Origin of the sequence: Flavobacterium sp. 90 (assembly GCF_004339525.1) — a bacterium.
GTDB lineage: Bacteria > Bacteroidota > Bacteroidia > Flavobacteriales > Flavobacteriaceae > Flavobacterium.
This window is the reverse complement of the sequence record NZ_SMGE01000001.1, coordinates 193,764-208,309: the sequence shown is the minus strand read 5'-3', so window position 1 is coordinate 208,309 and position 14,546 is coordinate 193,764. Positions and strand designations below refer to the sequence as shown.

The 14,546-nt window shown below is 31.8% G+C and carries 13 protein-coding genes; 6 read left to right on the top strand and 7 right to left on the bottom strand.

Going from position 1 to position 14,546, the window contains the following annotated elements; genetic code table 11:
- Nucleotides 1-119 precede the first annotated feature (119 nt).
- Together C8C83_RS00835 and C8C83_RS00830 are read right to left on the bottom strand one after the other, a co-directional pair.
- A complete protein-coding gene (locus tag C8C83_RS00835) occupies nucleotides 120-461 on the bottom strand; it encodes a hypothetical protein (RefSeq protein ID WP_121326004.1) in 342 nt (113 codons plus the stop codon).
- A gap of 196 nt (nucleotides 462-657) precedes the next feature.
- Nucleotides 658-2,229 carry a L,D-transpeptidase family protein gene (locus C8C83_RS00830; RefSeq protein WP_121326003.1) on the bottom strand — a complete coding sequence of 524 codons (1,572 nt, stop codon included), beginning with the start codon at nucleotides 2,227-2,229 and terminating at the stop codon, nucleotides 658-660.
- A 306-nt stretch (nucleotides 2,230-2,535) separates the two neighbouring features.
- On the opposite strand from C8C83_RS00830, the gene C8C83_RS00825 reads away from it, so the two are divergent.
- Nucleotides 2,536-5,976, top strand: a complete 3,441-nt coding sequence (locus tag C8C83_RS00825; RefSeq protein WP_121326002.1) for a methylmalonyl-CoA mutase family protein — start codon at nucleotides 2,536-2,538, stop codon at nucleotides 5,974-5,976.
- Between the two features lie 111 nt (nucleotides 5,977-6,087).
- On the opposite strand, the gene C8C83_RS00820 is transcribed toward C8C83_RS00825, so the two are convergent.
- The 5 genes from C8C83_RS00820 to C8C83_RS00805 all read right to left on the bottom strand — a co-directional run bounded on the left by C8C83_RS00820 (nucleotide 6,088) and on the right by C8C83_RS00805 (nucleotide 8,705).
- The gene (locus C8C83_RS00820) at nucleotides 6,088-6,294 is read right to left on the bottom strand and encodes a hypothetical protein (RefSeq protein ID WP_121326001.1); all 207 of its coding nucleotides are present in this window, start codon (nucleotides 6,292-6,294) and stop codon (nucleotides 6,088-6,090) included.
- Between the two features lie 4 nt (nucleotides 6,295-6,298).
- Nucleotides 6,299-6,649 carry a hypothetical protein gene (locus C8C83_RS00815; protein WP_121326000.1) on the bottom strand — a complete coding sequence of 117 codons (351 nt, stop codon included), beginning with the start codon at nucleotides 6,647-6,649 and terminating at the stop codon, nucleotides 6,299-6,301.
- A 438-nt stretch (nucleotides 6,650-7,087) separates the two neighbouring features.
- A complete protein-coding gene (locus C8C83_RS00810; protein WP_121325999.1) occupies nucleotides 7,088-7,660 on the bottom strand; it encodes a GNAT family N-acetyltransferase in 573 nt (190 codons plus the stop codon).
- Complete coding sequence (locus tag C8C83_RS27170; RefSeq protein WP_158598127.1) at nucleotides 7,660-7,821, bottom strand: hypothetical protein; 162 nt, start codon at nucleotides 7,819-7,821, stop codon at nucleotides 7,660-7,662. The genes C8C83_RS00810 and C8C83_RS27170 overlap by 1 nt, the downstream gene beginning before the upstream one ends.
- Before the next feature lie 569 nt (nucleotides 7,822-8,390).
- Nucleotides 8,391-8,705 carry a hypothetical protein gene (locus tag C8C83_RS00805; protein ID WP_132011620.1) on the bottom strand — a complete coding sequence of 105 codons (315 nt, stop codon included), beginning with the start codon at nucleotides 8,703-8,705 and terminating at the stop codon, nucleotides 8,391-8,393.
- A gap of 193 nt (nucleotides 8,706-8,898) precedes the next feature.
- Here C8C83_RS00805 and C8C83_RS00800 point away from each other — a divergent pair, with 193 nt between their 5' ends.
- The 5 genes from C8C83_RS00800 to C8C83_RS00780 all read left to right on the top strand — a co-directional run bounded on the left by C8C83_RS00800 (nucleotide 8,899) and on the right by C8C83_RS00780 (nucleotide 14,539).
- Nucleotides 8,899-9,312: a helix-turn-helix transcriptional regulator gene (locus tag C8C83_RS00800; protein ID WP_121325998.1), complete on the top strand. Its 414-nt coding sequence runs from the start codon at nucleotides 8,899-8,901 to the stop codon at nucleotides 9,310-9,312.
- A 293-nt stretch (nucleotides 9,313-9,605) separates the two neighbouring features.
- Nucleotides 9,606-11,009, top strand: coding sequence for a DUF1254 domain-containing protein (locus C8C83_RS00795; protein ID WP_121325996.1), 1,404 nt, complete (start codon nucleotides 9,606-9,608; stop codon nucleotides 11,007-11,009).
- 66 nt (nucleotides 11,010-11,075) lie between these two features.
- On the top strand, nucleotides 11,076-12,278 hold the full coding sequence (locus C8C83_RS00790) for a hypothetical protein (RefSeq protein WP_121325995.1): 1,203 nt from the start codon (nucleotides 11,076-11,078) through the stop codon (nucleotides 12,276-12,278).
- A gap of 248 nt (nucleotides 12,279-12,526) precedes the next feature.
- On the top strand, nucleotides 12,527-13,330 hold the full coding sequence (locus C8C83_RS00785; protein ID WP_121325994.1) for a hypothetical protein: 804 nt from the start codon (nucleotides 12,527-12,529) through the stop codon (nucleotides 13,328-13,330).
- Nucleotides 13,331-13,948: 618 nt separating this feature from the next.
- Complete coding sequence (locus tag C8C83_RS00780; RefSeq protein WP_121325993.1) at nucleotides 13,949-14,539, top strand: hypothetical protein; 591 nt, start codon at nucleotides 13,949-13,951, stop codon at nucleotides 14,537-14,539.
- Nucleotides 14,540-14,546 lie beyond the last annotated feature (7 nt).

Here is a 14,546-nt window from a genome sequence, read left to right as displayed (position 1 = left end):
GCAATATAATTTAGAATTTATAAACCGAATTAACTTGCATGATTTTAGCTTATTGCTAATAAAATAATGATTTGAGACAAAAAAGGCGTTTTCGTTTTCGAATTATATAAAATAGGATTTTAAACGTATTGTAAACAATATAAATTAGGATTATAAACAGGATTGATTTGCTTTAAATCAGCTAAAATTTTATGTGTATAATCGCTGCCTCCAATTGCTAAATAAAATAAAGATTTTGACAGATACATTGGTCTTAAAGGAAATGTGCGCCAGCTTTGTAATATGTTTTTCAGAAAGTGTTTTATTATATACTTGGTTTTACTTTCTTCAGGACGAATAAAATAAATAGTTGAGCTTTTTATTTTAGTCATTAAATTTGGAAACATTATAAATCTTCCGCCTTGTTGGATCAATAAATTTATTTCAAAAAGTGTTAATCCTTCGATATTCTCTGTTTTCATGATAAATTGATTTTGTATTATAATAGTGGTATTAATTATAGTACAAAGGTCAGATTGTTTCGTCGTTTTTTTATTCTGTAAAAGTTTTAAAATTAATACTTGAAGGTTTTTTTTGTCTGATGAAATAAAATAAAAAAACTGTACAAAAAGCTAATTCTGTACAGTTCTCAGTTTATTAATATACCAATTTAATATCTTAATTTGAAGCTACTTCTGCGGGAGTAGTAATAACGTTGTTTAAATCGCTGTCTCTGTCGTAAACATCCTGAAAGAAACTTACTTGCCCGGATTCGTTTACCCATGAAGTAAAATAGGTAATATAGATAGGCACTTTGTTTGGCAATTTAAAAGTAGTTTCTTCAGTACCATCCATTGCTTTTGTTATTCTGTCTTCTGTCCATTCCGGATAATCTTTTAACATTGCAATTGCCAGTTCTTTGGCTTTATTTACATTCACACAACCGTGGCTAAAAGTTCTTTTTTCGAAATCAAATAATGTTTTGGCAGGCGTATCGTGCATATAAATATCATCTGGATTTGGGAAAATAAATTTTACTAAACCTAATGAATTATCCGGACCCGGTTTTTGTCTTACCTGACCATTTACGATTTCCATGTTATGTTCTGCAAGATAGTTTTTGTCAGCAGCAATTTTTGATTTCAATTCATTGTCAACAATACTTTGAGGAACAGTCCAATAAGGGCTAAAAACAACTTTTTCAATAGTACCGTTAAAAATCGTTGTTTTGGTCAATTGAGAACCTACAAACACTTTTGAAGTCAATTCTATTTTACCATTTTTTACATAAACCAATTCAAATGATGGCACGTTTACCATAATATATTCTTTGTCTTTAGACAATTGTGGCAAAGTAGTTTTAGCACGTTCTATGTTGATCATTAAAGTTTTGATTTTATCCGCAATTGGGGTGTTCAAGTCTTTAATATTATCCTCATTAATAATGTAATTTGGTTTTAAACCATTTCTCAATTTATATTTCATCACCCCATCCATTAATTCCTGATCGTAAACATCGCTTTTAGAATCATTTTTCAAATCCCCCATTACAAACAATCTGTTTCTAATTTGAGCGACTGTAATTGATTTTGCATCAGGTCTGATATCTTTATAAGGAGTTTCTGTTGTGATAGGTTTCCAGTTGTTTTCTTTTTCTATGTTTTTGTATTTTTTTAAAGCACTTTGAAGTTTGTCATATTGATTTGAAACCCCGGCATTATTTTTCTCTAATGAAGTAGGTTGAGTCATTAAAGAATCTAATAAAGTTTCGTATGAAATTGCTTTTTTTCCTTCGATTGCATGATTAGCGTATACAATAAATGCTGCACTTAATAGCATATCAGCATCTGTTTTTGAAAGTTTTTCAGTTGAAGTTTCGTTAAAAATCTGATTAACTTCTGCTTTGTATGGAAAATCAAGTTTTGAACCTTCTTTTTCAGAACTGCTTAATTTTTTGTAAAATTGATTTCCAAATTCAGTTACTTTTCCATTTTTATACCAAATAGTTCCGTAAGATCTGTTTTTGTATAAAGAGATCACATCGTCCTGGTATTTTTTTAAATCAGAATATCTTCTAAAGAAATCATTTAGTATTTCTGTGTCAACTACATCATCATTTTTATCAGTGGTATTCTTGTAAATGTCAGCGGAAGTTTTTTTGGTAATTACTTCATCTTTATCAAGGTTATTAAAAGATGATGTAAAGAAACTTACGACTAAAATTATGGCGAAAGGATATAATGTTTTCATTTTATTTTAAATTTTTACGTTATTGTTCTTTTAGGAAGTTTTTGGTAAAAATTTGGGGCTTTTCTACACTGCTAAATTACTTTATGGTACTGCTAAACAAGTTGTTAGATTTAATTTAAATGTTGCGAAATTTCCATGTTCTGATTATTTCAATAAGACTTATATAATGTATATACGATAACGATTTCGATTGTTACCCTTGTAAATCAAAAAAACATTCTTTTTTTTGTTAACATAAAGCAATAGCAGTAATCAAATATTAAAATATTTTGTAAATTGCTCCCTTAAAATTATCATATTCATAAAATGGAACAACAAATACCATATAATCCTAAAAATAAAGTAAGAATTGTAACCGCTGCTTCACTTTTTGACGGACACGATGCTGCCATCAACATTATGCGCCGTATTATTCAGTCAACGGGAGTTGAGGTAATACATTTAGGTCACGATCGTAGTGTCGAAGAAGTTGTGAATACAGCTATTCAGGAAGATGCAAATGCAATCGCAATGACTTCGTATCAAGGTGGACATAACGAATATTTTAAATATATGTATGACTTGCTGCATGAAAAAGGAGCAGGACATATCAAGATTTTTGGTGGCGGAGGCGGAGTAATTCTGCCAAGCGAAATTTCAGAATTACATGAATATGGAATAACAAGAATTTATTCGCCGGATGATGGTCGTTCTTTGGGATTACAAGGAATGATTAATGATTTGGTGGAACGTTCTGATTATCCTATTGGAGATAAACTAAACGGAGAAATTGATCATATCGAAAATAAAACTCCAACGGCAATTGCAAGATTAATTTCGGCAGCGGAGAATTTTCCTGAGATTGCAAAACCGGTTTTCGATCAGATTCACACCAATAATGCCAATTCTAAAATTCCGGTTCTGGGAATTACAGGAACTGGTGGAGCAGGAAAATCATCTTTGGTTGACGAATTAGTTCGTAGATTTTTAATTGATTTCCCGGAGAAAACTATCGGATTGATTTCTGTCGATCCTTCCAAACGTAAAACCGGAGGAGCACTTTTAGGAGACAGAATCCGAATGAACGCTATTAATAATCCTCGTGTTTATATGCGTTCTTTAGCAACGCGTCAATCAAATTTGGCTTTGTCTAAATATGTAGCCGAAGCGATTCAGGTTTTGAAAGCCGCAAAATATGATTTGATTATTCTGGAAACTTCAGGAATCGGACAATCAGATACGGAGATTATGGACCATTCTGATGTATCCTTATATGTAATGACGCCGGAATTTGGAGCTGCAACGCAATTAGAGAAAATCGACATGCTTGATTTTGCTGATCTTGTAGCTTTAAATAAATTTGATAAAAGAGGAGCATTAGACGCGATTCGTGACGTTAAAAAACAATACCAACGCAATCATAATCTTTGGGATAAAAATCCTGATGAAATGCCAGTTTTCGGAACAATTGCATCTCAGTTCAACGATCCAGGAATGAACACGCTTTATAAAGCGATTATGGATAAAATTGTGGAGAAAACTGAATCCGAATTAAAATCGACTTTCCAGATTACGAAGGAAATGAGCGAGAAAATCTTCGTGATTCCGCCACACAGAACACGTTATTTATCTGAAATTGCAGAGAATAACAGATCTTATGATGAAATTGCGGTTTCTCAACAAAAAGTAGCTCAAAAACTATACGGAATTTTTAAAACGATAGAATCGGTTTCAGGGAAAATTCCACAGATAAATAAAGCAGGAATTGAAGACAATAGTGTCATCCTGAGCGAAGTCGAAGGACTTAACGAAAACAGAATCTTTTTGAATCTTTTACTAAATCAGTTTGATAAAGTAAAAATGGATTTAGATCCGTACAATTGGGAAATCATCCTGAATTGGGCTGAAAAAGTAGCCAAATACAAAAATCCGGTTTACTCGTTTAAAGTTCGTGATAAAGAAATCAAGATTGCAACACATTCTGAAAGTTTATCGCATTTACAAATCCCAAAAATTGCTTTGCCTAAATATGAAGCCTGGGGAGATATTTTGCGTTGGAATTTACAGGAAAATGTTCCCGGAGAATTTCCGTTTGCTTCAGGATTGTATCCGTTTAAACGTGAAGGCGAAGATCCGTCAAGAATGTTTGCCGGAGAAGGCGGACCGGAAAGAACCAATAAACGTTTTCATTATGTGAGCGCAGGATTGCCGGCAAAACGTCTGTCGACAGCTTTTGACAGTGTGACTTTATACGGAAACGATCCGGATATTCGTCCTGATATTTACGGAAAAATCGGGAATGCCGGAGTTTCAATCTGTTGTTTAGACGATGCTAAAAAACTGTATTCAGGTTTTGATTTGGTTCATGCTTTAACATCTGTAAGTATGACCATAAACGGACCAGCGCCAATGTTGTTGGGTTTTTTTATGAATGCAGCGATCGATCAGCAATGCGAATATTACATTAAAGCAAACGATCTTGAAAAAGAAGTTGAAGCTAAAATCAACAAAATATACAAAGAAAAAGGAACAGAACGACCAAGATATCAAGGTGATTTACCGGAAGGAAATAACGGTTTAGGATTAATGCTTTTGGGTGTTACCGGAGATCAGGTTTTGCCTTTGGAAGTTTATAATGAAATAAAAGTCAAAACATTATCGCAAGTTCGTGGAACGGTTCAAGCCGATATTTTAAAAGAAGATCAGGCGCAAAACACTTGTATTTTCTCTACCGAATTTGCACTAAGATTAATGGGCGACGTTCAGGAATATTTTATTACCAAAAACGTTCGTAATTTCTATTCGGTTTCGATTTCGGGATATCATATTGCAGAGGCTGGAGCGAACCCAATTACGCAATTGGCATTTACGCTTTCGAATGGTTTCACTTACGTGGAATATTACTTAAGCCGCGGAATGAACATCAACGATTTTGGACCAAACTTATCGTTCTTTTTCTCGAACGGAGTAGATCCAGAATATTCAGTAATTGGTCGTGTGGCACGTAAAATTTGGGCAAAAGCCATGAAAAACAAATACGGAGCCAACGAAAGAGCGCAAATGCTAAAATATCATATTCAGACTTCCGGACGTTCATTGCACGCACAGGAAATTGATTTTAATGATATCAGAACCACTTTACAGGCTTTGTATGCGATTTATGATAACTGTAATTCGCTACATACAAATGCATACGATGAAGCAATTACAACACCAACCGAAGAATCTGTGCGTAGAGCAATGGCGATTCAGTTGATTATTAATAAAGAATTAGGTTTGGCTAAAAACGAAAACCCAATTCAAGGTTCGTTTATCATCGAAGAATTAACAGATTTAGTTGAAGCAGCCGTTCTACAAGAATTCGACCGAATCACAGAACGTGGCGGAGTTCTTGGTGCAATGGAAACTATGTACCAACGTTCTAAAATTCAGGAAGAAAGTTTGTATTATGAAACCCTAAAACACAACGGAGATTTCCCAATTGTGGGTGTAAATACTTTCCTGAGCTCAAAAGGTTCTCCAACGGTAATTCCGGCAGAAGTAATTCGCGCCACCGAAGAAGAAAAACAATATCAGATAACGATGCTCGATAACTTACACCAGTTTCACGAAGCAAAAGTAAACGAGCATTTAAACAAACTACAAGAAGCCGCAATTAAAAACGAAAACTTATTCGACCATTTAATGGAAGCTACAAAAGTTTGTTCACTTGGTCAAATTACTTCGGCATTGTTTGAAGTTGGCGGGCAGTATAGAAGGAATATGTAGAATTTACTGTTTTATAGATTTAGGAAAACCTCTCAGAAATGAGAGGTTTTTTTGTTTTGTTTGCTAAGATTATTGATCGCTGAGCGAATTCTCTCAACTTCATAAGCGGGTTTATTTTTCATAGCTACCAAGTTGAATTCCGAATTTTATTTTTTCAATCTCCTTTTCTAATTCATCAAACTCATCTTCATGAACATCTCTCTCATAAGTTTCATCCCATAATTGATTCCAATCATCATTTAACTTTTTTAATTTTAGTTTTAATTTTTCGACAAACTTATCTTTTTCTGCTTGTGTTGAATTTATCTTCAATTTCATATTATCATTTATAGCTTATTTCAACTTTATAGCTGAAAAAATTCCAACATATTTTATTTATTTGTTTTTCGTGGCCTTCGCATTTATAATCATTAACCTCTAAAAATATTTCTTTATTTTCTATCATCTCACGTACAATATTGCCGATTTTCAACCCACCAGATATACAAGCTAAGTTACTACAATTGATGACTTCTCTAAAATTACGAAAATTATAAATAGACGGGTGTGATGATGAAATATTACGTCCAGTTTCAGTCACTGTTACTTTTATCTCTCTTACTTGTGGAAACACATTTTCAAATGTATCATAGTGACCAAAGATTAGTTTACCATTTTGATAATTATTATTCATTACTTTAGTATTTAAATTGTAAAGACATAAATATAATAATAAAAAAGACAATAATTATAAGTAAAACTTTTGGTGATTATATAGCTGGTTTTGTAGCTGGAAATATGGAAATCCAATAGAGTACATTAAGAGTTATGAATTATTCAAAAGGGTGAGTGTTAAATAAGTATTATTTATTAGACAATTTCCTTTTATTGACCCTACTTTACTTGAAAAGAAATTGACTAAAATGATTGCTGTTGAAGTAAAAGAGTTTTTTGAACAAATTGAGAAAGAAGGAATACATCCAAACTTTTTGAAATTACTTTCCCCGTGAGCGTGAGTGTCTCACTCGTGAACGCAAAGATTACATGAAAAAAAATAAAATTCAGTTGATGTGCACGAGCGAAATACTCGCTTCAGCAGAAGCAAAAAATTAAAAAAGCTTAATAAGAAAAATTACTTTGAAACTTCATTTAATGTGTTCATCAGTGGTCGAAGATCATAATACATTTGTCTGGTATCTTCTCCAATATCATTTTCAGAAAGAAATTTAAAACCTAATGTTTCATAAAAGCCAAGTGATTTTTCGTAGGCATCTACAGTTAATAATTGACAAGCACATTTGCTATTTTGCTCTAATGCTAAATCAATAACAAAATTTACAAGAGCTCGGCCAATTCCTTTGCGTTCTTTTTTTGTAATCTCACAAACGGCTAATCTACCTATTTTTATGGCTGGAAATTGTCTCAAATGTCGTTTAGGATGATTGATAATTTCTTTTATCAATCGCTTAAAAGCATTTTTAGAAGCAAAATGATTTTCCTGAACAGCCAAAGCATCATTATATATGCTTAGATATGCAATAGTTTTATTTTCGTTTTCAAGCAAATAAGTAGTAGCAAGTAAATCTTTTTTATAAGGAATTGCTTTATCGTTAAGAAAACTATTCAAATCAATATCACCACACTCAAAAGGTTTAATAGTTGTTGTAGGGTTTAATTCGAAAAATGAAAATCCTGTAAAAGGCATTAATTGACTTTTAGAAGTTCTTTTAAAGAGCCAGCATCAGTTCGAATTTTGGCTAAAGAGTCGGCACTAACTTTTCTATCTTTATTAAATTCGATAGTTTTATAAAAGTCAACTGCTTCTTTACCTTTTAAAACAGGAGTATTTTTAATAGGCTTTGCCATAAGTTTATTTCTTTGATTAAATGTAGGAAGTTTTTTTTGAAACTAACTTCATAGATGAATTATAAAAAAGATCTTCTCTAGAAGAATTTTTTCATTTGTTTCAAAAGTACGAACAAAAATTAGATTAGTATCTTTTTTTTGTTTAAAAAGTAAAAATATTCTTATGTTTTTTTGTAATTCTCGCTAATGCGATCGTCTTGCTCGTGAACTTATAATTGATATGCACGAGCGAGACGCTCGCACCACCAGAAGTGTAAAATTCCATTCAGTTCATTTCGATCGAAGGGAGAAATCCTCACGAGAAGCTCGACAAAGATTGAACTTTCGTTGCGGAGTTACTTGCGAAGATTTCTCCTTCGTCGAAATGACAATATTGCGGTTATTTCTATGAAGTCCCATAAAAGTTCCGAAGGAACGAAACATATTGTAGGGATGGATTTTAATCCGTCCATGATAAAGATTGTAGGGACGGATTTTAATCCGTCCACGGCGATAAATTTCGTAATCAAAATCCGGTTGCTTCCGTAATCAAAATAAAATTCAATTACGCCACCAAAATCAGCAGAAGATCATTCCCCAACCATTTCCCCAACATAACTCAAAAACTCAAATTCATCCAAAGGAAACATCTGCACAACAGTTTCCAGAATCAAACTCACATTTATAGATTCGTGTTTTTTCTGGTCGATTTTATGCATATCGTGATCTAGCGCCAGAATACATAATTTTAGCATATCGGTAATGACGCAACCTAGTTCCAGATAATTGACAATCTTAAATTGAACTGTATAAGTGTTTTTGTCTTTTGTTGGTTTTAGAGTTGTAAAATATTGGGCGGTTAATCTTTTAAGTTTTGCTAATTTTTCAATTTCATTTGTTTCCATAAGGCGTATATTTTTAATTTGTATCTTGTTATATTTTTCTGTAAAATATTATAATAAAAATCTTACTTTTGTTTAACTCGACGAAGGAAGGAATTGATTGTACTGTACCAAATCATTTTTGATCGTGACGTACAGCGATAAATATGTTTTTTACGGATTACGAGTTATTAGACTTAATTATTATCTTTGAATTATGAGCACACTTACAAAACCAAATCATATAGGGCGAAAAATAAGCCGTATTCGTGAACTTCGAGATATGAAACAGGAAGCTTTGGCGCAAGCTTTAGGAACAAACCAACAAGCAGTTTCGGCATTAGAAAATAGCGAAACGATTGATGAAGCTAAACTTATCGAAGTTGCAAAAGCACTTGGTGTAACGGTTGAAGCCATTAAAAATTTTTCAGAAGAAGGTATGATTAATTATTTTAATACTTTTAATGAAACGGTAAAGGATAGCCATTTTGGTAATAATAATAGTTGCACTTTCAATCCATTAGATAAATTGATGGAAACTGTCGAAGAAAATAAAAATCTTTACGAGCGTTTGCTTCAGGCGGAAAAAGACAAAATCGAATATTTAGAAAAATTACTAAAGCAGAAATAAAGATATTAGTTCAAAAAACCTTTCAGAAATGAAAGGTTTTTTTGTTTCTGCGAAAATTGAAATGTCCACAGAAATTGAACGTTTTATGTTTCCAACAATAAATAGTTTGGTTGACTACAATTTGCGGTGAACTTGATAATGAAACTGTAATCAATTCTAAATTTAAAAACTAAAAGTTGTTGCAACTTATAATTTGCAACCATATTTGCGATTAAAAAAAAGTAAATTTTTTCATTTAATTCTAATTTTAAAAAATAATAAAATGATCTCATGTGAAACAAATTTCCTGAATTATGAAAAATTTTATCACTTTTTTAATTGTAACACTTTTAGTAATAACTGGCTGCAAAAAAGATCAGTCAAAAGATAAACAAGATTCTACAGATGCGGTAACGTCTTCAGATTCGATAACCGCAATTGCAAAAGAAGCGTGGATATATGGATATCCAATGTTTTATAATTACAAAACAATTTATGCAAGCGCATTAGACAAAAAAGGAAAAACATATGTAGGTTTCAATAAGTTTTGGAATTCGTCAAAGAGTGCAACTCCGGCAGATACTTTGGTAGTAACAATAAATAATGATACTCCATATTCTATGACCGCTCTGAATGTTTCTGATGAACCTGTTATTCTCGAAGTTCCAAAAATTGAGAACGACCGCTATTATGTAATGCAGTTTGTTGATCTTTATACTTTTAATTATGAATATATTGGAACCAGAGTTACAGGAAACAATCCCGGAAAATATCTAATTGCAGGATCGGACTGGAAAGGTGAAACACCAAAGGGAATTAACAAAGTTTTGCGTTCAGAAACTAATTTAATATTTGTGGTTGGGAGAACTCAGCTTCACGATCCATCTGATGTTTCTAATCTGAAAAAAATACAGAATCAATACAAAATAATTCCATTGCATGAATATACGAACCAAGCGGCGCCATCAGTTAAAAAATATGCTCTTCCGCTTCCTGAATGGAAAGAAAGTGATTATAGTTCACCGCAATTTATTAATGTATTAAATTCATTATTACAATACACAAAGGAAGACAGTAGCGAAAAAGAGCTTAGGATTCGTTTTGCAAAAATTGGAATTGTGCCCGGAACTTCTTTTGATAGCTCTAAATATCCACCGGAAACTATTAAAGCTATAGAAAAAGGAATCGCAGAAGGAAAACAAGAATTAGAGTCAAGTTTAAGTACTCTCAAAGATTTCGGAAATCTTTTTGGAACAAGAGCAGAGCTCAAAAATAATTACTTAAATCGCGCAGTTGCTGCTGCTGCCGGAATTTATGGAAATACTAAAGAAGAAGCTGTTTATACCGGAAGTGCTACTGATAGTAATAATCAGCCGCTTTTAGGAAGTAATAATTATATTTTGAAATTTAGCAAAAATCAACTTCCGGAAGCAAAATACTTTTGGAGTATCACGATGTATAATCTTCCTAAACGCTTTCTGGTTCCAAATCCTATTAACAGATATTCCATTGGCAATAAAAGTAAAGGTTTAAAATATGAACCTAATGGAGATTTGATTATCTACTTGCAAAGTACTTCACCAGGAAAAGATAAAGAAAGTAACTGGCTTCCAACTCCGAAAAATGAAAAATTCATGTTTGTTACGAGAATTTACGGCCCGGAGCCTGATGTAATCAACAACGTTTGGAAAATGCCTTTGGTTGAAATTGTTAAATGATAAAGTTTTGCTATTAATTAAAAATAAAAACCTTTCAGAAATGAAAGGTTTTTTTATTTTAGTGTTATGAAAAACACTGTCTATTGTATTCTGTTTCTTTTGGTTGCGATTTTTGGTTCTGCTCAGGATAAGCGATTTTTACAAACGGGAATTATTATCGATTCGGTTAAAGTTGCAAGTGCTCCAACGGAATCGTATGCAATATATTTCCCTAAAAAATACGATGCTAAAACTCCATTGGCATTGGTTTTTATTTTTGAACCAGCTGCACGAGGCAAAATAGGGATCGAGCCTTTTATTCTGGCTGCCGAAACTTATAATTATATTTTGGTTTGCTCCAGTACTTTAAAAAATGGATCAACCCAAAATAATATTTCTATTGCCAATAGATTATTTGATGATGTATTGCAAAACTATGCTGTTGATACTTCACAACTTTATATATCGGGTTTTTCGGGCGGTGCAAGATTAGCGAGTTATTTTGGGATATCTACGGGCGTTTTTCAAGGAATTATTGCTTGTGGCGCGTCATTTAATGGTGCCGATAAGTTTATACCTCCGTCTAATAATTTCTCGTATGCAGGAATGGTTGGAGATAAGGATATGAATTATCAGGAAATGATAAAAAATAAAGAATGGCTGGATAAAGCAAGGATTGTAAACACGCTTTTTGTTTCTCATGAAGAGCATGTTTGGCCTAAACAATCTGAAATGCTTCGTGCATTTGACTGGTTGGAAATTCAGGCGTATCGAAAAAACATAAGACCAAAGAATGATACCATTATCAAACGAATTTATGATAAAAATTTGCGAATTGCCGATAGTTTAAAGGCAAATAAAGAAATTGTTCTTTCGGTGAATGCCTGCGAAAAAGGAATTACTTTTTTTAATACAAATGAAGACAATTTTCTAAGATCCAAGATTGTCGAAATCAAAAAATCGAAAGAGTATAAAGATGAAATTGCAAAAATGGAGGAAATTAAGGTTTTAGAAAATGAGATTTTAGAAAAACTTTGGCTTCGTTTTGACCAGGAATTAAAATCGTCTAAAAGTATAACTAATTTTAAGTTTTGGAAATCAGAAATTAAGGATTTGAATGCGATGAAGCTGGACAACAAGAATGTTTTGGCCCAAAATATGGCTATTAGAATATTGTTTTCATTTCAGATTTCGGTTTATGAAGCCGGGCAGGAAAATAAAAGGAATCAGCAAAACGATAAGTTTACTTATTGTCAGGAATTGTATAAAATTATTACCGAAATGAATTAGAGAAAAACCTATTACTTTAGAAGAAGCTTATGCAAATGTTTTATATCATAGCTTAGAAATGCATCGCAAAGTCAAAGACATTGACGGAGTACAACGTCATGAATTAATTTTTTACAGAGTATTATTTTGTTCGTATGAAAATTGAACTTTTATAATTATGAAATAAAATTTGAGTTGACTACAATTTGTAGCCAACTCAAATACTTTTATATTGTATATTTCACATCAAAAACAAATCCTGAAACCAAATGAGTTTAGTTAATTATTCTAATGAAAAACTATTTGAAAGACTTTTGAACAATAAGTCGAGTAAAAATTATTGGAACTTTATTACTGAATTAAGAAGGAGAAAGGATAATGATATTTTTGAAAAAAGCGTCGAATTAACGAAATCAGAAATAATAAAGGAAAAAATTATTGGTATAAATATATTGGCTCAATTTGGGTTTCCAAGATTGCATTTGAAAGAGATCTTAAAAATATATTTCGATTTACTCAAAACCGAAACTGATAAAAATGTAATTAGTTCCATACTTTACGGAATTGGACATAACAATGAAAATTTAACCGAGAAACAAATTGATATAATATGTGTCTATAAAGATCACAAAAGTGTAACTGTAAGGTACGCTTTGGTTAATGCAATTCTCGCTATTGATAAAACTAAGACTATTGATATTTTAATAGAATTAAGTAAAGATAAAGATTCGGATATTAGAGATTGTGCAACTTTCGGAATCGGAACGCAAATTGAAACCGATACGCAAATAATCAGAGAAGCTTTGTGGGAAAGAATAAACGATACCGATAACACTGCGAGACTTGAAGCTATTGTTGGTTTAGCAAAAAGGAAGGATGAGAATATTAAAAAGATTCTAAAGAAAGAGCTTTTAGAAATAGATGAATCTGGTTCCTTAATTTTAGAAGCAATAGAAGAGTATAACGATAAGGATTTTATATTTTTAATCGAAGAACAGATCAAAAGAAATAAAAAGCTTAAAAAAGTAGACGAAGATTGGTTACTCGAAACTTTAGAAAAATTAAAGCAATGATTTGAGATTTTTACATTGTTTAATGTTAAAGACATTTCGAAAAAACAAATGGAGAAATAATATTCTCAAGAGATTGATACATAAAAAAAGCATCAGCCACGGCTGATGCTTTTTTGTTTTTTATTATGCTTTTGCATTAAATATTTCATATTGATGTTTTTTTGAAAACAAATAGAGATTATTCTTTAAAAATGTTGGCATATAAATGGAATCACTTTTTCTCTGGTTTTTATACATTCAATACTATAATTGACTTTTTTTTTATTTTTTTTATAAAAGTTTGATACTCCTAATATCTTTTGAAATTGCAAATGAAGTTGTATTAAATTTCGGATTATTTATTCGTTAGTATCTTGTAATCAGGTGGTTATTTAAATATGTGTCTTTCTTAGTGCTATATCTTATTTAATAAAAAAATCTTTTTAGGATAAGTTTTGTTAAAATGAATTAGGAGAAATATGATTTAAAATAGTTGGAATGTGGAAATCCGTAATATGTTTCCAAAGATTCCAATTATTTTAGCGCAAGAAAGGTGGAGTTCAGAAACCACTTAAATAAACGGGGAGTTACTGAAAATCCTAAAGAGTAAGAATTCAAAAAACAAAAAAACCACCAATTATGTTTACAAAGTTATTTTTCAAAACGGCTGTTTGCCTTGGTTTAATTTTAGTAATGCAACAAAACTGTTTAGCTCAGGCAAAAACAAAAGACGAATTAAAAGCAGAACGTGAAGTCTTGAAATCAGAGATGAAATCTAAAGATGCTGAAGAACGTAAAGCTAAACTAGAGAAATTAAGTGCTCCTAAAACTTCTGGTATTTCAAGTGTTGACGGACTTGCATCAAACTCAACTGAAATGCTAACTTCAACAAAAGAAATTAATGTATTAGTTCCTGAAATGTACAAAAGAACCGTTGGAGAATCTGTTGATGGTGTTGCTGACGTAACAGTAAAAAAACCAACTTTGGACGAACTTAATGCTTTAGGTTTAAATATATCAAAACAAATAAAAACAGTTTCAGATGCATCAGAAACTGTAGCTACTGCTTCAACTGACTTAAAAAGTGCAGGAATGATGCAAGCGCCTAAAGGAGCAAAATCATTGAGCTATTCTAAAGATGTTTTGGCTTTAGTTTTACCTGAATTAAACTTAAACTTAAAAGTGGTAAATAATCTTATTTCTACTTTAAAATCATCAGGAAATTACTAAAATATGA

Coding starts and splice junctions, on each gene's coding strand:
- C8C83_RS00785 (WP_121325994.1), top strand. CDS start 12,527: ATGAGTTTAGTTAATTATTCTAATGAAAAACTATTTGAAAGACTTTTG.
- C8C83_RS00820 (WP_121326001.1), bottom strand. CDS start 6,294: ATGAAATTGAAGATAAATTCAACACAAGCAGAAAAAGATAAGTTTGTC.
- C8C83_RS00780 (WP_121325993.1), top strand. CDS start 13,949: ATGTTTACAAAGTTATTTTTCAAAACGGCTGTTTGCCTTGGTTTAATT.
- C8C83_RS00815 (WP_121326000.1), bottom strand. CDS start 6,649: ATGAATAATAATTATCAAAATGGTAAACTAATCTTTGGTCACTATGAT.
- C8C83_RS00795 (WP_121325996.1), top strand. CDS start 9,606: ATGAAAAATTTTATCACTTTTTTAATTGTAACACTTTTAGTAATAACT.
- C8C83_RS27170 (WP_158598127.1), bottom strand. CDS start 7,821: ATGGCAAAGCCTATTAAAAATACTCCTGTTTTAAAAGGTAAAGAAGCA.
- C8C83_RS00805 (WP_132011620.1), bottom strand. CDS start 8,705: ATGGAAACAAATGAAATTGAAAAATTAGCAAAACTTAAAAGATTAACC.
- C8C83_RS00830 (WP_121326003.1), bottom strand. CDS start 2,229: ATGAAAACATTATATCCTTTCGCCATAATTTTAGTCGTAAGTTTCTTT.
- C8C83_RS00810 (WP_121325999.1), bottom strand. CDS start 7,660: ATGCCTTTTACAGGATTTTCATTTTTCGAATTAAACCCTACAACAACT.
- C8C83_RS00835 (WP_121326004.1), bottom strand. CDS start 461: ATGAAAACAGAGAATATCGAAGGATTAACACTTTTTGAAATAAATTTA.
- C8C83_RS00825 (WP_121326002.1), top strand. CDS start 2,536: ATGGAACAACAAATACCATATAATCCTAAAAATAAAGTAAGAATTGTA.
- C8C83_RS00790 (WP_121325995.1), top strand. CDS start 11,076: ATGAAAAACACTGTCTATTGTATTCTGTTTCTTTTGGTTGCGATTTTT.
- C8C83_RS00800 (WP_121325998.1), top strand. CDS start 8,899: ATGAGCACACTTACAAAACCAAATCATATAGGGCGAAAAATAAGCCGT.